The sequence below is a fragment of the Rhodococcus pyridinivorans genome (genome assembly GCF_900105195.1).
GTDB lineage: Bacteria > Actinomycetota > Actinomycetes > Mycobacteriales > Mycobacteriaceae > Rhodococcus > Rhodococcus pyridinivorans.
In genome coordinates this window covers 2,115,598-2,133,175 of record NZ_FNRX01000002.1, presented here as the reverse complement: position 1 = coordinate 2,133,175, position 17,578 = coordinate 2,115,598, and the positions used below count along the sequence as shown (strand labels likewise).

The 17,578-nt window shown below is 68.5% G+C and carries 14 protein-coding genes; 3 read left to right on the top strand and 11 right to left on the bottom strand.

The annotated features are described in order from the left end of the window. The first annotated feature begins 28 nt into the window (after positions 1 to 28). Complete coding sequence (aroA, locus tag BLV31_RS10245; protein WP_174556240.1) at positions 29 to 1,315, top strand: 3-phosphoshikimate 1-carboxyvinyltransferase; 1,287 nt, start codon at positions 29 to 31, stop codon at positions 1,313 to 1,315. Further along, positions 1,282 to 2,301, top strand: coding sequence for a ribosome small subunit-dependent GTPase A (gene rsgA / locus BLV31_RS10240; protein WP_006550228.1), 1,020 nt, complete (start codon positions 1,282 to 1,284; stop codon positions 2,299 to 2,301). Before aroA ends, rsgA begins: the two co-directional genes overlap by 34 nt. A gap of 74 nt (positions 2,302 to 2,375) precedes the next feature. Here the strand turns inward: rsgA and BLV31_RS10235 are convergent, their stop codons facing one another. From BLV31_RS10235 to BLV31_RS10210, 6 genes are all read right to left on the bottom strand, one after another. Next, positions 2,376 to 3,611 carry a fatty acid desaturase family protein gene (locus tag BLV31_RS10235; protein WP_006550227.1) on the bottom strand — a complete coding sequence of 412 codons (1,236 nt, stop codon included), beginning with the start codon at positions 3,609 to 3,611 and terminating at the stop codon, positions 2,376 to 2,378. A gap of 35 nt (positions 3,612 to 3,646) precedes the next feature. Then, positions 3,647 to 4,960: a fatty acid desaturase family protein gene (locus BLV31_RS10230; protein ID WP_039584798.1), complete on the bottom strand. Its 1,314-nt coding sequence runs from the start codon at positions 4,958 to 4,960 to the stop codon at positions 3,647 to 3,649. Between the two features lie 31 nt (positions 4,961 to 4,991). Further along, complete coding sequence (locus BLV31_RS10225; RefSeq protein ID WP_024101494.1) at positions 4,992 to 6,122, bottom strand: ferredoxin reductase; 1,131 nt, start codon at positions 6,120 to 6,122, stop codon at positions 4,992 to 4,994. 110 nt (positions 6,123 to 6,232) lie between these two features. Then, the gene (locus tag BLV31_RS10220; protein ID WP_006550224.1) at positions 6,233 to 6,742 is read right to left on the bottom strand and encodes a DUF6912 family protein; all 510 of its coding nucleotides are present in this window, start codon (positions 6,740 to 6,742) and stop codon (positions 6,233 to 6,235) included. A 3-nt stretch (positions 6,743 to 6,745) separates the two neighbouring features. After that, positions 6,746 to 8,155 (bottom strand): WS/DGAT/MGAT family O-acyltransferase, encoded by a 1,410-nt coding sequence (locus BLV31_RS10215; protein WP_064060259.1) that lies wholly within the window; start codon positions 8,153 to 8,155, stop codon positions 6,746 to 6,748. Continuing rightward, positions 8,152 to 8,640 carry an HAD-IA family hydrolase gene (locus BLV31_RS10210; RefSeq protein ID WP_024101497.1) on the bottom strand — a complete coding sequence of 163 codons (489 nt, stop codon included), beginning with the start codon at positions 8,638 to 8,640 and terminating at the stop codon, positions 8,152 to 8,154. The genes BLV31_RS10215 and BLV31_RS10210 overlap by 4 nt, the downstream gene beginning before the upstream one ends. Positions 8,641 to 8,814: 174 nt before the next feature. On the opposite strand from BLV31_RS10210, the gene BLV31_RS10205 reads away from it, so the two are divergent. After that, complete coding sequence (locus tag BLV31_RS10205; protein ID WP_064060257.1) at positions 8,815 to 9,366, top strand: Rv3235 family protein; 552 nt, start codon at positions 8,815 to 8,817, stop codon at positions 9,364 to 9,366. A 116-nt stretch (positions 9,367 to 9,482) separates the two neighbouring features. On the opposite strand, the gene secA is transcribed toward BLV31_RS10205, so the two are convergent. The 5 genes from secA to mtrB form a co-directional block, all read right to left on the bottom strand. After that, the gene (gene secA, locus BLV31_RS10200) at positions 9,483 to 12,335 is read right to left on the bottom strand and encodes a preprotein translocase subunit SecA (protein ID WP_064060267.1); all 2,853 of its coding nucleotides are present in this window, start codon (positions 12,333 to 12,335) and stop codon (positions 9,483 to 9,485) included. Positions 12,336 to 12,519: 184 nt separating this feature from the next. Beyond that, complete coding sequence (gene hpf / locus BLV31_RS10195) at positions 12,520 to 13,188, bottom strand: ribosome hibernation-promoting factor, HPF/YfiA family (protein WP_024101500.1); 669 nt, start codon at positions 13,186 to 13,188, stop codon at positions 12,520 to 12,522. Between the two features lie 235 nt (positions 13,189 to 13,423). Further along, on the bottom strand, positions 13,424 to 14,068 hold the full coding sequence (locus BLV31_RS10190) for a ComF family protein (protein WP_064060256.1): 645 nt from the start codon (positions 14,066 to 14,068) through the stop codon (positions 13,424 to 13,426). A gap of 52 nt (positions 14,069 to 14,120) precedes the next feature. Continuing rightward, positions 14,121 to 15,905: an MtrAB system accessory lipoprotein LpqB gene (gene lpqB, locus BLV31_RS10185; RefSeq protein ID WP_072740422.1), complete on the bottom strand. Its 1,785-nt coding sequence runs from the start codon at positions 15,903 to 15,905 to the stop codon at positions 14,121 to 14,123. Continuing rightward, positions 15,902 to 17,551 (bottom strand): MtrAB system histidine kinase MtrB, encoded by a 1,650-nt coding sequence (gene mtrB, locus BLV31_RS10180; RefSeq protein ID WP_019288499.1) that lies wholly within the window; start codon positions 17,549 to 17,551, stop codon positions 15,902 to 15,904. Before mtrB ends, lpqB begins: the two co-directional genes overlap by 4 nt. Positions 17,552 to 17,578: the final 27 nt, after the last annotated feature.

The window sequence follows — 17,578 nt, the reverse complement described above, 5'->3', positions numbered from 1 at the left end:
GTGGGCGAGGGTGCCCGCACCGGTCCGGATGGGCGAAGATGGTCGGGTGAGTCTGTGGAGAGCACCCCGCGCCGTGTCCCCGGTTCGAGCGTCGGTGACGCTGCCGGGATCGAAGTCGATCACCAACCGTGCCCTGATCCTGGCCGCACTCGCCGACGGGCCGTCCACCCTGACCGGCGCGCTGCGCAGCCGCGACACCGACCTGATGATCGGGGCCCTGCGCACGCTCGGCACGACCGTCACCGAGCGCGACGGCGGCACCACCCTCGACGTGACCCCCGGCCCCCTGCGCGGAGGCGAGGTCGCCTGCGGACTGGCCGGCACCGTCATGCGGTTCGTACCGCCGCTGGCCGCACTGGCCGACGGCGACGTGCGGTTCGACGGCGACGAACAGGCCCGCGTCCGCCCGATGAGCACCGTGCTCGACGCCCTGCGCGCCCTCGGCGCCGACATCGACGGCGACCGGCTGCCCTTCACCGTGCACGGCCGCGGTGCGGTGCGCGGCGGTTCCGTGACCATCGACGCTTCCGCGTCCTCGCAGTTCGTCTCGGGTCTGCTGCTGTCCGGGGCCGCCTTCGACGAGGGCGTGGTGGTCCGCCACGCCGGTGAACCGGTGCCGTCGATGCCGCACATCGAGATGACGGTCGAGATGCTCCGAACGGCCGGGGTCCCCGTCGACACCTCCGAGACCGACACCTGGCGGGTGCCCCCGACGACGATCAAGGCCGTCGACGTCACCGTCGAGCCCGACCTGTCGAACGCCACGCCCTTCCTCGCGGCCGCGGCGGTCACCGGTGGTGTCGTCTCGGTGCCCCTGTGGCCCGAGTCGACCACCCAGGCCGGCGACGCGATCCGCGGCATCCTCGAGCAGATGGGCGCCGAGGTGACGTGGGCCGACGGGACGCTGACCGTGCGCGGCCCGGGCGAATTGCGAGGCATCGACGTGGACCTGCACGACGTCGGCGAGCTGGCGCCGACCGTCGCGGCCCTCGCCGCGGTCGCCGCCTCGCCCTCCGACCTGCGCGGTATCACGCACCTGCGCGGTCACGAGACCGACCGGCTGGCGGCGCTCGCCACCGAGATCGGTCGTCTCGGGGGTTCGATCACCGAGACCGAGGACGGCCTGCACATCGAGCCGACGCCGCTGCACGGTGGGATCTGGCACTCCTACGCCGACCACCGGATGGCCACGGCCGGTGCGATCCTCGGGCTCGTCGTCGACGGGATCGAGGTCGAGGACATCGGCACCACTGCCAAGACGCTCCCCGATTTCGAAGGCCTGTGGGAGTCGCTGCTGACGGGGAGCGACTCCTGAGGCGGCGGGAGTACGACGAGTCCGACGTCCGGGTCCGCCCCGGGCGCGGCTCGCGGCCGCGCACGAAGGACCGCCCGGCCCACCGCAATGCCGAGGAGGGCATGGTCGTCTCCGTCGACCGCGGGCGGTGGGGTGTCGCGCTCGGCGGTGATCCCGACCGGATCGTGACGACGATGCGGGCACGCGAGCTCGGCCGGACCCCGATCGTGGTGGGCGATCAGGTGGGTGTCGTCGGCGATCTCTCCGGTCGCCCCGACACGCTCGCGCGCATCGTGCGGGTCGAGGACCGCAGCACCGTCCTGCGGCGCACGGCCGACGACACCGATCCGTTCGAGCGCATCGTCGTCGCCAATGCCGAACAGCTGCTCATCGTGGTCGCGCTCGCCGATCCCCCACCACGGACCGGACTCGTCGAACGCGCACTCGTCGCGGCCTATGCCGGCGGTCTCGCTCCCCTGCTGGGACTGACCAAGAGCGACCTCGCCGATCCCGACGAGTTCGCCGCGCACTTCGCGGATCTCGACATCCCGGTGCTGCTCGTCGGTCAGGACGACGATCTCACCGCCCTGCACGAGCGGATCGACGGTCGCGTGACCGCCCTGATCGGGCACTCGGGGGTCGGCAAGTCGACACTGGTGAACAGGCTCGTCCCCGACGCCGACCGCGCCACCGGCGAGGTCTCCGGGGTGGGCAAGGGACGTCACACCTCCACCCAGTCGGTGGCCCTGCATCTGCCCGAGGGCGGGTGGGTGGTCGACACCCCGGGCATCCGGTCGTTCGGGCTCGCGCACATCGGGCCCGACGACGTCGTCGCGGCGTTCGGGGACCTGGCCGAAGCGGTCGAGGACTGCCCGCGCGGGTGCACGCATCTCGGCCCGCCCGCCGATCCCGAATGTGCCTTCGACTCGTTGGAGGGCAAGTCGCACAACCGGGCGATGGCCGTGCGCGAACTGCTCACGGCGCTCGCGTCCAACGACCCCTGGTGAACCGACGAACCCCGGCCGAACGCACGAACCCCGGCACCTGTAGGTGCCGGGGTTCGTGCTCGTTCTCGTGACCGTCAGCGCATGCCGAGCGCGCGGCGGACGAATCCGCGCTTGCGTGTCTTCTCGATGGTGGTGGCCAGACCCACGCGGCGGCCGGTGGCCGGATCGATCTCCGGCGCTCCGCCGAAGCCCCGCTCGGAAGCGGTCTCCGGGGCGGCGTCGCGGTCGTCCTTGAGGTACTTGTCGGGCAGCGACAGCTTGGCGATGGTGCGCCAGGACTTCCAGTACTGCACCGCGAGCGGGCCGGTGGTGTACGGCAGGTCGTACTTCTCGCACAGCTCACGCACGCGCACCGCGATCTCCGCGTACCGGTTGGACGGCAGGTCGGGGTAGATGTGGTGCTCGATCTGGTAGCTCAGGTTGCCGGTCATGAAGTCCATGACCTTACCGCCGGAGATGTTCGCGGAGCCGAGCATCTGACGCAGGTACCACTCGGCACGCGTCTCGGTCTCGATGTCCTGCTTCGTGAACTTCTCCGCACCGTCCGGGAAGTGACCGCAGAAGATCACCGCGTTGGTCCAGATGTTGCGCACGAAGTTGGCCGTGGCGTTGGCCCTCATCGTGGACTTCCAGGACTTGCCGGTGAGCGCCGGATAGATCACGTAGTCCTTGAGGTGCTGTTTGCCGAGCTTGGCGAGCACCTCCTTGCCGCGTGCCTTGGTGAGCTCGCGGTCGTCGCGCCCCTGGACGACCTTGCCGAGCTCGAGCAGCTGGATGGCGATGCCGTACTGGAACAGCGCTGCGAGGATGGCGTTGTACGCGACGTTGCCGAGGTAGAACGGCTTCCATCGCTGGTCGCGGGTGACGCGCAGCAGGCCGTATCCCACATCGTCGTCCATGCCGAGGATGTTGGTGTACTTGTGATGCAGGTAGTTGTGGGTGATCTTCCAGTGCGCCGACGGGTCGACGTTGTCCCACTCCCAGTTGGCCGAGTGCACCTCGGGGTCGTTCATCCAGTCCCACTGCCCGTGCATCACATTGTGCCCGAGTTCCATGTTCTCGATGATCTTCGACAGGGAGAGCATGCCCGTGCCCAGCAGCCACAGCGGACGCTTGTTCGAGCCGAGCAGCACGAGGCGCCCGCCGATCTCGAGGCCGCGCTGTAGCCGGATCGTGTTGCGGACGTACCGAGCGTCGCGCTCACCGCGGGACTCCTCGATATCGTGCCGGATGGCGTCGAGTTCGCGGCCGATGGCCTCGACGTCCGCCTCCGTCAGGTGCGCGTACTCCTTGACATCCGATATCGCCATGCGGGCTACTCTACCGTAGGTTACGGTCCCGTAGGTTAGCCGGATTCGGAGCTGTGGCGCGAATCACAGAGTGACGGAAGGTCGCCGGTGACCCGATTCACCAGGCGACGACGACGTTCTGCTACCGCATGCTCGGCATGGACCCGCAGCGCCGTGAGCAGACCCCGGTGACGTCCGGTGGACGCCTCGGTGACCACCGCGGGCGCCTCCGGGCGCCACCTGTCGAACTTGCGCTCGGAGGAGGTCTCGGGGGCGTCGTCGGCCGTCGCCTTGAGGAATCGGTCGGGCAACGCGAGCTTGTGGATCGTGCGCAGGGCGAGCCAGTACTGCCGGGCGAGCGAACCGGTCGTGTACGGCAGGTCGTACTTGCCGCACAGCGCCCGTACACGGGCGGCGATCTCCGGGTAGCGGTTGCTCGGCAAGTCCGGGAACAGGTGATGCTCGATCTGATAACTGAGATTCCCGGTGAGGAAATCCATCGCACGCCCACCGGAAATGTTTGCGCTACCGAGCAACTGGCGCAGATACCACTCTCCGCGCGTCTCGTTCTCGTAGTGCTCGGTCGTGAACTTCTCTGCGCCGTCGGGGAAGTGGCCGCAGAAGATCACGAGATACGCCCAGATGTTGCGGATCACGTTCGCGGTGAGGTTCGCCGACAACGTGCTGCGCCAGGCCGGCCCGGTGAGCGCCGGGAAGAACACCAGGTCCTTGACGACCTGCCGGCCGGCCTTCGCTGCGAATTCCTTGTTGGGCCCCGAATTCCACTGCACGGGCGGGACGCCCTCGAGTTCCTTCTTCGCCGAGAGGTCGTGCAGCGCGATCCCCCACTCGAAGGTCAGCGCGAGGACGATGTTCGCGATCGGCTGCGCGAGATTGCGCGGACGCCACTTCTCGTCGCGCGTCATCCGCAGGATGCCGAATCCCACGTCCTCGTCCATGCCCACGATGTTCGTGTAGGTGTGGTGCGCGTAGTTGTGGGCGCGCTTCCAGTGCTCGGACGGACCGGTCTGATCCCATTCCCACGATGTCGAGTGGATCTCGGGGTCGTTCATCCAGTCCCACTGCCCGTGCATCACGTTGTGCCCGAGTTCCATGTTCTCGATGATCTTCGCGAGCGACAGCGCAGCGGTACCGATGATCCAGCGCGACCGTCGACGCGAACCGAACAGCGCGCAGCGTCCGACCACCTCCAGCACACGCTGCGCACGGATGACGGAATGGATGTAGCGGGCGTCCCGCGGGCCGCGCGAATTCTCCACATCCCGTCGAATCGCGTCGAATTCGTTTGCAAGAGCAACGATGTCGTCTTCGGTCAGATGAGAGAACGCGCGGATGTCGGTGATGGCCAAGCGGGATCCTTCGGAGGTTTGCTGTCGGTGTCTACACGTCCAGTGTGCAGTCGCCGGCAGCGGCGGAGATGCAGGTCTGGACGCGTTCGCCTTCTGCGTGCTCCTTGCCGGATCGCAGATCGACGACGTGCCCCTTCTCGAGCGGCACAACACAAGTCTGACAGATTCCCATGCGGCAACCGAAAGGCATCAGCGCACCGACGCTCTCACCGGCCTCGAGAATCGTCGTGGCGCCGTCCACAGTGACGGTCTTGCCGGACTTCGCGAACGTGATCGTTCCGCCCGAGCCAGAGGTGTCGGCGCGGCTGACGGCGAAGCGCTCGAGGTGGACCTGATCCTCGATGCCCTCCGCGGCCCAGTGCGCGGTGATGTCGTCGAGCATCTGCTGGGGACCGCACGCCCAGGTCTGACGCTCGCGCCAGTCGGGGCACACCTCGTCGAGCTCCGAGAGCGCGAACTTGCCCTTCTCACGGGTGTGACGCACGTGCACGCGGAAGCGATCGTGGGTGGCGTCGAAACGCTCGAGTTCGGACCGGAACATCACGTTCTCGGCCGTCGGCGCGGAGTGGATGTGCACAACGTCGGGCAGGTCGAGTTCGCGCTCGACCGCACGCCGGTCGAGCGTCCGCAGCATCGACATGATCGGCGTGATGCCACTGCCGGCCGTGAGGAAGAGGATCTTCGCCGGCGGCGGGTCGGGCAGGACGAAATCGCCCTTCGGGGCGGCGAGGCGCACGACGGTGCCCTCGGGAACCCCACCGACGAGGTGGCTGGACAGAAAACCCTCGGGCATCGCCTTCACGGCGATGGAGATGACCTTGTCGTCCCAGGTGGGCGACGAGGTCAGCGAGTAGGAGCGCCAGTGCCAGCGACCGTCGACATGCAGACCGATGCCGATGTACTGGCCGGGCGCGTATCCGAAGTCGAAGCCCCAGCCGGGACGGATGACGATCGTCGCGGAATCGGGGGTCTCCTGGCGCACCGAGACGATGCGCCCGCGCAGTTCACGGGCGGACCACAGCGGGTTGACCAGATGCAGGTAGTCGTCGGGGAGCAGAGGGGTGGTCAGCCGGGCCACCGCGCCACGCAGGACGTTGGAGAGCGACTTCTCCCCTGGCGCGACGTGTGCCGCAGGCTTCTCGATCCATTCCTTCAGGCCCATCCGACCGTTTCTCCTCACTCCGGTTACGGCTCCGTAGGTTATCAGAGGTTACGGAAGCGTAGGTTGAGCAAGAGACGGTCGTCACACCTATGACGTGGCGATATGCGAGGTCAGAGCAGTTCGAGGAGGAAGGGCAGTTCCTGTGCCGCGTACCACGCCAATTCGTGGTCCTCCGCGTCGCCGAGGACGAACTCGGCCTCCTCGTCGCCCAGTTCGGCGGCATCGACGATCTCGCGTGCCCGCGCGACGTCGGCCTCCGCCTCCTGCAGGTCGATGTGCACCGACGCAACCGCACGCATCGTGATCGGCCCGGCGAGCTTGACGACCGCATCGTCGAGATCCGGTCGCGGCTTCACCTCGTCGACGTCGGCCGCGATCACCACCCGACGCGACGCGAAGGACGGATGATCGTTCGGCTCCTCGGACCCGAGCAACCGCAGCGACGCGCGTGCCGCCTCGGCCATAGCGACCTCGGCGAGCTCCTCGTCATCGCCCGCCGTGTAGGCCTCGCGCAGAGCGGGGGTCACCGCGAAGGCCGTCCGGCCCACCGCGTCGACCTCACCGTCGGCGACGAGGCCCTGCAACATCGCGAGCGTTGCCGGTACATAGACACGCGTCACTTCTCACCTGCCGGCATCCGTCAACTCCTCGAGAGATTCCTGGATCAGCGTCGCTGCCACGTCCACATCGGGCATCGCATCACGATCCGCATTCAAACCGTAGTAGATCTTGCCGTCGTAGGACGTCAACGCGATGCTCAGGGCCTGATTCTTCAGCAGCGGCGAGACCGGGAAGATCTCGAGCAGCCGGGATCCGGTGAGGTAGAGCGGGTGCTGCGGACCGGGCGCATTGGTGATCATGAGGTTGAACATCCGCTGCGAGAAACCCATCGCGACCCGGGCTCCCACCGCGTGCATCGTCGCCGGGGCGAAGCCCGACAAGCGGACCATCGTCTGCGCCGCCACCCGCCGCCGCTGCCGCGAGTAGGCCTCGCCCGCATGCGCGATGTGCGACAACCGGACCACCGCGTTCGGCTCCCCCACCGGCAGATCCAGCAGGAAGGACGACACCTCGCCCTGCGGGTGCACCTGGATCGTGTCGTTGTCGCCGCAGTCGTCCGGATCCTGGGTGTACACCGACATCGGGACCATCGCCCGCACCACCGTCGCCTCGGTGACCGGCTCCCCACGGGAGAGCAGCCAGTACCGCAACGCGCCGGCGAGGACCGCGAGCACCACGTCGTTGATCGTGCAGCCGTAGCGGGAGTGGATCTTGCGGTAGGGCTCCAGATCGGAGCGCACCACGGAGAACCGACGGCTCCTCGAGATCTGCGTGTTCAGCGGAGTCTCGGGCGCCGACTGCGCTGCCGTGCGGGCGATCCGGCCGACGGCGTCGACGGTCTCGGTGAGGGTCGCCGTGAGATCGCCCACGGCCGATCGCACGGCGGCGATCCCCTCCCCCGGGCGCGCGACGAGTTCGGCGAGCGCTCCGACGAGCAGAGCGGACTCCGACGGTTCGCGTTCGGGCATCCACAATTCCTCGGGGACCTCACGCGGCACCGGCTCCTTGTCGAAGAGCACCTGGACGATGTCGAGGGCCTCCTCGCCGTCGACGAGCGCCGAATGCGACTTCGTGAACAGCGCCACCCGATCGTTCGCGAGCCCCTCGACGAGATACATCTCCCAGAGCGGTCGCGTGCGGTCGAGCGGTCGCGAGACCAGACGCGCGACGAGGTCGTGCAGCTGTTCGTCGGAGCCGGGTTTCGGCAGCGCGGAGCGCCGCACGTGGTAGGTGATGTCGAAATCGCGGTCGTCGACCCACACGGGTCGCGAGAGCCCGAATGCGACCTCACGCACCTTCTTCCGGTAACGGGGCACCTCGGGCAGTCGCTGCTCGACCAACCGCAGCACGCTCTCGTAGTCGAGACCGCCCTCGGGGGGTTCGAGGATCGCGAGCGACCCGACGTGCATCGGCGTGTTGCTCGTCTCCAGGTAGTAGTACGACGCGTCCTGCGCCGTCATCCGGCTCGTCATCGACCCCGTTCCCCCTCCTGACCCGAACCTCCCGAACATCGCCACCACGACTCGGCGCCGTCCGTGGCTCCGCTCCCGATCTCCTCGGGATCGAGATCGAAGAGTACGGCCAGTTCGCCCGGCGCGTCGTGTGAACCATCATGGTGTACGCCGACCATCCCCGCAGCGGCGGCGCCTCGCACATTGCCGACCGAATCGTCGACGAAGACGCACTCGCCGGGTTCGAGGTCCAGCAGCCGGGCGACCAGCAGGTAGCTCTCGGGGTCGGGTTTGGCGACACGTGCGTCACCCGAGAGCACCACGCGGTCGACGAACGGACCCTCGAGATCGCGCAGCCACTGCGCTCCGGGCCCACCGGGATCGTTGCTCAGCAGGGCGGTCCGCACCCCACGCGCGCGCAGGACCGTCACGGCCGCGCCGAAGGTGTCGGGGTCGCTTCCCGGCCCGACCAGGACGCCACCGACGTCGAGTACGAGTCCTCGCATCACGACACCACCGTAGGTCCTGGACGTCCTGCTCGCGCAGCGCATCCCGCGCGCGTCGAACCGGGACCGTCGCCCGGAGATGTGGCATCATGTGCGCGGTTCGTCCTCTCCCGAACCGATCCGCCGTCACGGTGTCACCGTGACGATCCGTTCTCATGCCCTTCGGGAGAGCCCATGTCGCATCACACCGGGCGCTACGTGCGCCGCCTCACCCGCCTCGAACCTCCGGTGGAGGAGAGCTGCCACCGTCCCCGCAGCCACGTCGCCCGTCGGCCCACGCCGCACGACGGACGCTCGGGACGCGCCACGCTCCGCCGCGGCGGAACCGGACGTCCGGCCGAGGGCCCGAGCATCGAAGGCCCGGCCACAGAGCCGAGCGACCGACCCGCGATCGTGCTCGATCCGGGTGTCGTGCGGGTTGCGGAGACGGCGGTGCGCCTGGTCCTCGAGGTCGTCGACGGCCGCCGCCCCGCGGTGCAGTCCACCACGGTCCTCGATCCGCGTCTCGTCGCGACGATCACCGCGGGCCGGCCTCCGCGTGCCGGACGCAGCACCGCGATACTGCTGCGGACGCGGGTGCGTCCCGTCGACGCCGACACCGTGGAACTGTTCGGCAGCTACGGTCGCGGGGACCGGGTGTTCGCCTTCGCCGGCCGGATGGTGCGCAAGCGTCCCCGTCCTCGTGCTCCGCACCGCTGGACGATCACGACCCTGTGGCTCGGGTGAGCCACAGGGTCGTGGGGTGATCGTGAGTCCTCGACTCAGCGCCTACGTGAGTCTTCGACTCAGCGCCTACGTGAGTCTTCGACTCAGCGCCTACGTGAGTCTTCGACTCAGCGCGTTCAGCGTCGCCGGTTGGTCTTCGCATCGCGCCGGGCCGCGGCACGACGCTCCTTGCGGGTGCCCGCCTGCCTGGGCGCGGAGCGCGCGTCGGAACCGGCGGTCGTACGCGCGACGTGGGCGCGGCCGTCCTCGTCGGGACCGGTGTAGGTCAGACGCCGCTCGGTCTCGTCGAGACCCTTGGCCCGCAGCGCGGCCGGTGCGGGCTCCACCTGCGCCGCCGGAGCCGGCTGTGCCTGTTGTGCCGCCGGCTGTGCCTGTTGTGCCGGCTGTGCCTGTTGTGCCGCCGGGGCCGGCTGTGCGGGTCGGGCGGGAGCAGCCTTGGCGAGGCTCGGGGCCGCCTGCGCGGCGGCCGCCGCAGAGGCCGGCGTGACCGCCACACCCGCGGACTGCTGCTGTTGCGCGGCCTCGACCTGGAGGTTGAACAGGAATCCGACCGATTCCTCCTTCAGGCCCTCGAGCATCGCGGTGAACATGTCGAAGCCCTCGCGCTGGTACTCGACGAGCGGATCACGCTGCGCCATCGCGCGCAGGCCGATGCCCTCCTTGAGGTAGTCCATCTCGTAGAGGTGCTCGCGCCACTTGCGGTCGAGAACCGACAACAGCACGCGACGCTCGAGTTCGCGCATCGCGTTCTCACCGGCAATGGCCTCGAGTTCGGCCTCGCGACGTGCGTAGGCGGCGCGGGCGTCCTCGAGAAGGACCTCGAGCAGACCGTTGCGGTCGAGGTCCTCGTTCTCGGCGACGAGCGTCTTGTGGTCGACACCCACCGGGTAGAGGGTCTTGAGCGCCGTCCACAGCTGCTCGAGATCCCAGTCCTCGACGTAGCCCTCGGCGGTCGCACCGTCGACGTAGGCGGTGATCACGTCGGTGAGCATGTGCTGCACCTGACCCTCGAGGTCCTCGCCGCGCAGGATCCGGCGACGCTCCTCGTAGATGACGGTGCGCTGCTGGTTCATCACCTCGTCGTACTTGAGGACGTTCTTGCGGATCTCGAAGTTCTGCTGCTCGACCTGCGTCTGCGCGCTCTTGATGGCCTTGGAGACCATCTTCGCCTCGATCGGCACGTCGTCGGGCAGGTTCAGTCGCGTCATGATCGACTCGAGCGCGGCGCCGTTGAAGCGTCGCATCAACTCGTCGCCGAGCGAGAGGTAGAACCGTGACTCGCCCGGATCACCCTGACGACCGGAACGGCCACGGAGCTGGTTGTCGATACGACGCGACTCGTGCCGTTCGGTGCCGAGCACATACAGGCCACCGGCCGCTCGCACCTTCTCGGCGTCGGCCTTCGACTCGGCCTTGATCCGCTCGAGGGTCTCGTCCCAAGCCGCCTCGTACTCGTCCGGCGTGTTGACCGGGTCGAGGCCGCGCTTGCGCAGCTCGATGTCGGCGAGGATATCGGGGTTGCCGCCGAGCACGACGTCGGTACCGCGACCGGCCATGTTCGTCGCGACCGTCACCGCGCCGGACCGGCCGGCCTGCGCGATGATCTGCGCTTCCTGCTCGTGGAACTTCGCGTTGAGCACGCTGTGCGGCACACCTCGCTTGGTGAACTGCCGCGACAGGTATTCCGACCGCTCGACGCTCGTCGTACCGATGAGGACCGGCTGGCCCTTCTCGTGACGCTCGACGACGTCGTCGACGACGGCCGCGAACTTCGCTTCCTCGGTCTTGTAGATCAGATCGCCCTGGTCGACGCGCACCATCGGGCGGTTGGTCGGGATCGGGATTACACCCAGGCTGTAGATCTGGTGGAGCTCGGCGGCCTCGGTCTCGGCCGTACCGGTCATGCCCGACAGCTTGTCGTACAGGCGGAAGTAGTTCTGCAGCGTGATCGTGGCGAGCGTCTGGTTCTCGGCCTTGATCTCGACGCCTTCCTTTGCCTCGATCGCCTGGTGCATGCCCTCGTTGTAGCGGCGGCCCGACAGGACGCGGCCGGTGAACTCGTCAACGATGACGACCTCGCCGTTGCGGACGATGTAGTCCTTGTCCTTGGCGTAGAGCTCCTTGGCCTTGATGGCGTTGTTGAGGTAGCTCACCAGCGGCGAGTTGGCCGCCTCGTACAGGTTGTCGATGCCGAGCTGGTCCTCGACGAACTCGACGCCGGCCTCGTGCACACCGACGGTCCGCTTGCGGATGTCGATCTCGTAGTGCACCTCGGGCTTGAGCAGCTTGGCGATGCGCGCGAACTCGGAGTACCACTTGCTCGACGCGTCGGCGGGACCCGAGATGATCAGCGGGGTCCGGGCCTCGTCGATGAGGATCGAATCGACCTCGTCGACGATCGCGAAGTTGTGGCCACGCTGGACGAGATCGTCGAGCGAGTGCGTCATGTTGTCGCGCAGGTAGTCGAAACCGAACTCGTTGTTGGTGCCGTAGGTGATGTCCGCGGAGTAGGCCGCGCGGCGCTGGGCCGGGGTCATGCCGGACAGGATCACGTCGGTCTCGAGTCCGAGGGAACGGTGCACGCGGCCCATCCACTCGGCGTCGCGCTTGGCGAGGTAGTCGTTCACGGTGACGACGTGGACGCCGTCGCCGGAGATCGCGTTGAGGTAGGCCGGCAGCACGCAGGTGAGGGTCTTGCCCTCACCGGTCTTCATCTCGGAGATGTTGCCGAAGTGCAGCGCCGCGCCACCCATGATCTGGACGAGATAGTGCTTCTGGCCGAGCACACGGAAGGACGCCTCCCGGGCGGTCGCGAAGGCTTCCGGAAGCAGATCGTCGAGCGTCTCGCCATCCTGGTAGCGGCTCCGGAACTCGTCCGTCTTGGCCCGGAGCTCGGCGTCGGTCAGGGCCTCGAAGTCCGGGGAGAGGGAATCGACATGCTCGGCGATGTGCTTGAGCCGCTTGACCATGCGACCTTCACCGATCCGGAGCAGCTTCGTCAGCGACAGCACTGGTGTGTTCGTCCTCAATCTCGGGTACCTGCACGGACAAGAAATCCGGCCGAGGCCTTGTCGGACCCCGGCCGGATTCCATGGTAGGCGCTGCGCGGGAGTGACCGCGATGGCGAGGTGCCTTCGGTCACTCCCGGCAGTGTCACACGAGCCTGATCAGACCGTAGTCGAAGGCGTGTCGCCGGTAGACCACGGACGGCTTGTCCGTCTCCTTGTCGTGGAACAGGTAGAAGTCGTGACCGACGAGTTCCATCTCGTAGAGGGCGTCGTCGACGGTCATCGGCGCAGCGTTGTGTTCCTTCGTCCGGACGATGCGACCGGGACCGTCCTGAGGCTCCTTCTCGCTGTCGCCGAGCGACAGGTCGGGCGAGATCGCGAGCTCGTCATCCTGGGCGAGGGCCGCGGTGGCTTCCGCCACGGACACGGGCGTCTTCTCACCGTAGGAGACCTTGCGGCGCTCCTTCGTCCGTCGCAGGCGCGATTCGAGCTTGCTGATCACAGACTCGAAGGCAGCGTAGAAGCTGTCGGCACTGGCCTCGGCGCGTACGACAGGTCCCTTTCCGCGGGCAGTGATCTCGACCCGCTGACAACTCTTCCTCTGACGCCTGTTGCGTTCGTGTTGCAACTCGACGTCGAAGATGAAGATCGTCGGATCGAAACGTTCGAGCCGAGCGAGTTTCTCGGAGACGTAGATCCGGAAGTGATCGGGGACCTCGACGTTGCGTCCTTTCACGACAACGTCGGCACGTGGGCCTTCCGTGGCTGCATCGGCCTCTGCAACGGAACCTCTGGACTTCGAAGGGGTCGTCACGCGTACCTCCCGAGTTACGGCCGGCGCAGCCCGCGCGCCGGCATGATGTATGAGCGCGAGAGCGCGCTCACCCGGAATCGGAAGAACAGGCGTTTCCACCCGTCTACCTTGTTGTTTCCGGGTCTGATGGCGACGGTAGTACGTAACGCGGAGGTGTGCCACCGTTCCCGCGCGATTTCCCATCGCGTCGCCTTCCGGTCACTCGGTGAGGTACTTTCCGGGCCCGTCTGCGGGCTCACGCGTGGGCGATCACGAGCACTCCGAGAGGGGCGAATCCGGCGCGTCGGAGTGCCCGCACCGACTCGCGCGCGGTGGTTCCGGTGGTGAGCACGTCGTCGACGACGAGGACCGGGATCGTGCGCGGCAGACCGTCGGCGCGCACCCCGACACGGCCGGCGAGGTTGCGCTGCCTGTCGGCTGCCGAGAGCCCCACCGAATCACGCACCCCGGCCGCCACACTCAGGATCGGATGCACGTGGAGGCGACGGTCGTGGGTCGCGGCGGCCCGGGCGGCACGCGTGACGGGATCGCCTCCGCGTGCCCGCGCCGCACGCGTCCGGGTGGGGGCGGGCGTCACGATCAAGGGACCCTCGGGCAGCTCGCTCCATCGGCGCAGCCGCGCGATCGCGACGGCCCACGCGAGCCCGAGCGGCTCGGCGAGATCCCGGCGGGCACGCTCCTTCGCGACGATCACCGCGCGGCGCCTGGGGCCGGTGTACGGGCCCAGGCTCCACACCGGGGTCCCGGGGTCGACGCGCGGCGCGACGGCCACGGGGTGATCGGAGAGCTCGCGTGCGCACGCCCGGCACCAGCTCGCTCCGGGAGCGGCGCACCCACCGCACCGGGCGGGCAGAACGAGATCGAGAAAGGCGGTGAGCACACCGGGAGTGTGCCCGCAGTCACCGACGCCTGGGCGTCACCGTCGGCACGCTCTAGCCGGGAAGGACCGGGATCGCCGCCATCCCGGCCAGTCCGGGTACCTCGCGCCAGTACCGGTCGCCCGCGGGATCGCGGTTGTTGAGCTGGAAGACCGTCCGGGAATCGGCGACGAACTCGCTGGCCGTCGACGCCTCCACGGCCACCACCGGAGGGGTGAGATTGCGGCTCGGGAGTGCGTCGATGCGTGAGCCGTCCACCGCGACCTGCACGACGGGCACGTCGGCCGACGCGCGGGAGACGACGATCGTGTCGGCCGTGCTCCAGTCCAAGGCGAGCGCGGGACCACCGAGACCGAAGCCGATCTCGCGCGGATTGGTGAGCGAGTACTCGCCGGTCGTGGTCGGCACGACGGTCGCGACGAAGACCCGCCCGTCGATGATCATGGCGGCGCGGACACCGTCGCGCGACAGGCGCAGTTCGGTGATGCGGTCGCCGAGACCGCGGACCGCGCCCGCCTCCACCCCGACGACGGTGACCCGCCCGGTGCCGGGTTCGCGCACCGCGCGCACCACCGAGGTCCCGTTGACGACCGCCCACACCGAATTGTTGTTGGGAGACCAGGACGGCCGGGTGATCGACTCGCCGTCGACCGCCGGCTCGGCACCGCCCTCGCTGTAGGCCCCCACCATGAGTTGCACGGCCGGTTCCGGTGCCGGTTTGCCGGTGTTCTCGACTGCGGCGACGAGCTCTCCGTCCAGCGACAGGGCGACCGACTGCAGGTCGTCGGACGCACCGAAGAAGCTGCGGACCGGTGTCACGCCGGTCTCTGCGACGCTCACCAGCGCGCCGTCGAGCAGCGCGTGCAGGCCCACCGTCACGCTCGATGCGGCAAGGGGGTTCATCGATGCCACGTCGGCGGTGGTCCACCCGTTCGGGAACCGTTCGTCGAGGGGCTGGCCGTCGGCGAGGAGCTGGTACGGGCCGCTGATGTCTGCGTTGGCGAGGGTCCAGATCACCTGCGCGGCGAGCAATTCGCGATCCTGCCGGCCCATCGAGCCGACCCCCTGGAAGTCGATGCGGATACCGCCGAGTCCGACGCCGACGTCGGTCGTGCGGCCGTCCGCCTTCGTCACCGAGCCGATGACGGTGACGTCCTCGAGGAGATTCTTGACCGCAGGCGCGAGGACCTCTTTCGGCCCTTCGACGAGCAACCCGATCAACTGCGACGCCGTCTGTTCGGGGGTACCCGTGATCCAGCGGGGGTCGGGGACGACGGCGGTGCCGGTCGGGTCGAGGAAGTACAGCGAGCGGCGCTGATAGGTGTTGAGGAAGCGCGGGCGGTCCATGATGACGCCGGCCGGCAACCGGTCGATGCGCCACTCCCCGTCCGTGCGGACCAGGGAGAACCGCGCCTCGAACTCCCCGTCGGCGGGACGGTAGATGCCGCCCTCCTCGAGGTAGCCGACGGTGCTGGCCCGCACCACGTAGGTGGCGCTGTCGCCGTCGCGTTCCTCGACGAGGACGTCGACCTTGTCGACGATCGTCGCGCTCGCCGCGTCGTCCCAGGACTCGGACATCGTGGGGGTGAGGAACTGCCGGGCCGCGCGGTGGCGGTTGGTCGGATCCGTGCTCGCCTGCAGGAAGTCGCGCAGGAGCAGGTCGGGCTCGCGACCGGGCACGGGAGCGGCGACCTCGGTGGTCGCGGGGCCGCGTTCAAGGGTTCCGATGGCCTGCGGTGACGACGAATCTGGCAGCGTGGCGCATCCCGACAGCACGAGTCCGGCCACGGTCAGGAGTACGACGAGCACGCCCGCTGCACGCGGAGTCGAGCGGCTCATGTATTGGCTCCTTCGGACGATGTGCTCGCAGGGTCGGTCGGGATCTCTCCCGTCGAAGGCCGCTCCGGGGTGTCGTCACCCGGCGGGGGCTTGCCCTGCACGGCCTTCGCGGCGCTGGGTACGAGAGGCAGGGGGCTGCGACCCACCTTACGTCCGCGTTCGCGCGGGAGGGTGAGCCGGAAGCTGGCACCTCGTCCCGGTTCGCCCCACGCTTCGAGCTTGCCGTTGTGCAGGTTGGCGTCCTCGACGCTGATCGCGAGACCGAGGCCGGTGCCGCCGGAGCGCCGGACCCGCGACGGATCGGAGCGCCAGAACCGGTTGAAGACGAGTTTCTCCTCCCCCGGTCGCAGGCCCACGCCCTGATCGCGCACGACGAAGGCCGCGGCCGCGTCGTCGGCGCGCAACCGCAGCAGGATGGGTTTGCCCTCGCCGTGATCGATCGCGTTGGCGAGCAGGTTGCGCAGGATGCGTTCGACGCGGCGCGGATCGACGTCGGCCTCGACGGACTCGTCCGGAAGGTCGACGATGAGCTCGGTGGCGGTCTCGCGGGCGAGGTGCCGCACGGTCGAGACGGCGGCACGCGCGCACATCCGCAGATCGAGTCGTTCGGAGGCGAGTTCGGCGACACCCGCGTCGTGCCGGCTGATCTCGAGCAGATCGTTGAGGAGGCTCTCGAAGCGGTCGAGTTCGGCGACGAGCAGTTCGGAGGACCGCTTGAGGACGGGGTCGAGCTCGTCGCTGCCGTCGTGGATGAGGTCGGCGGCCATACGGACGGTCGTGAGCGGGGTGCGCAGTTCGTGGCTCACATCGGAGGTGAACCGTTTCTGCAGGTTGCCGTACTCCTCGAGCTGGGTGATCTGCCGCGACAGGCTCTCGGCCATCTCGTTGAACGACATCGCCAGGCGCGCCATGTCGTCCTCACCGCGGACCGGCATGCGTTCCTTGAGCCGTCCGTCGGCGAAGCGCACGGCGATCCGGGAGGCCGACCGGATGGGCAGCACGACTTGCCGCGCGACGATCATCGAGATCGCGGCCAGCAGCACGAGCAGGACCACGGCACCGACGAGCAGGGTGCCGCGGACGAGGGCGAGGGTGCGTTCCTCACCGCCGAGCGGGAAGACGAGATACAGCTCGAGTGTCGAGATGTCGGAGTCGGTGGGGCTGCCCATGATCAGGGCCGGCCCGGTGTAGCCGTCGGGATCGGCGACCGTCGCGAACTGGTACGCGATCTGCCCGTTCTGGACGAAGGCACGCAGGTTCTGCGGGATCTGGTCGGCGGGCCCGCTCGAGGTGGGGGCCCGCGGACCGTCGCCGGGAACGATCAGGACGGGGTCGAAGGTTCCGGCGACGCCGGTGTCCTGTCCCCCGTCGCTGCCACGGCTGGTGAGGATCGCCGCGGCACCGTCGAGGCGGACCGCGAGCGAACCGGAGTCGTCGGCGCCCGCGAGTTGTCCCTCGACGAGTGCGCGCGAGCGATCCATTTCCTCGGTCGCCGCGTCGATCTTCACTTCGAGCAGTCGGTCGGTGATCTGGCTCGTGAGTACCACTCCGAGCACGAACATGACGATCAGCGACAGCGTGAGGGTCGAGGTCACGACCCGGAGCTGCAGGGATCGTCGCCAGGTGTGCGCGAGTCGGCTGCTCATCGACCGCGACCACCTCACCAGCGGCAG

Excerpts from the sequence above, each read along its gene's own strand:
- aroA (WP_174556240.1), top strand. The coding sequence starts at position 29 with ATGGGCGAAGATGGTCGGGTGAGTCTGTGGAGAGCACCCCGCGCCGTG.
- BLV31_RS10235 (WP_006550227.1), bottom strand. The coding sequence starts at position 3,611 with ATGGCGATATCGGATGTCAAGGAGTACGCGCACCTGACGGAGGCGGAC.
- BLV31_RS10225 (WP_024101494.1), bottom strand. The coding sequence starts at position 6,122 with ATGGGCCTGAAGGAATGGATCGAGAAGCCTGCGGCACACGTCGCGCCA.
- BLV31_RS10215 (WP_064060259.1), bottom strand. The coding sequence starts at position 8,155 with ATGACGAGCCGGATGACGGCGCAGGACGCGTCGTACTACTACCTGGAG.
- BLV31_RS10210 (WP_024101497.1), bottom strand. The coding sequence starts at position 8,640 with ATGCGAGGACTCGTACTCGACGTCGGTGGCGTCCTGGTCGGGCCGGGA.
- BLV31_RS10205 (WP_064060257.1), top strand. The coding sequence starts at position 8,815 with ATGTCGCATCACACCGGGCGCTACGTGCGCCGCCTCACCCGCCTCGAA.
- secA (WP_064060267.1), bottom strand. The coding sequence starts at position 12,335 with ATGGTCAAGCGGCTCAAGCACATCGCCGAGCATGTCGATTCCCTCTCC.
- lpqB (WP_072740422.1), bottom strand. The coding sequence starts at position 15,905 with ATGAGCCGCTCGACTCCGCGTGCAGCGGGCGTGCTCGTCGTACTCCTG.
- mtrB (WP_019288499.1), bottom strand. The coding sequence starts at position 17,551 with ATGAGCAGCCGACTCGCGCACACCTGGCGACGATCCCTGCAGCTCCGG.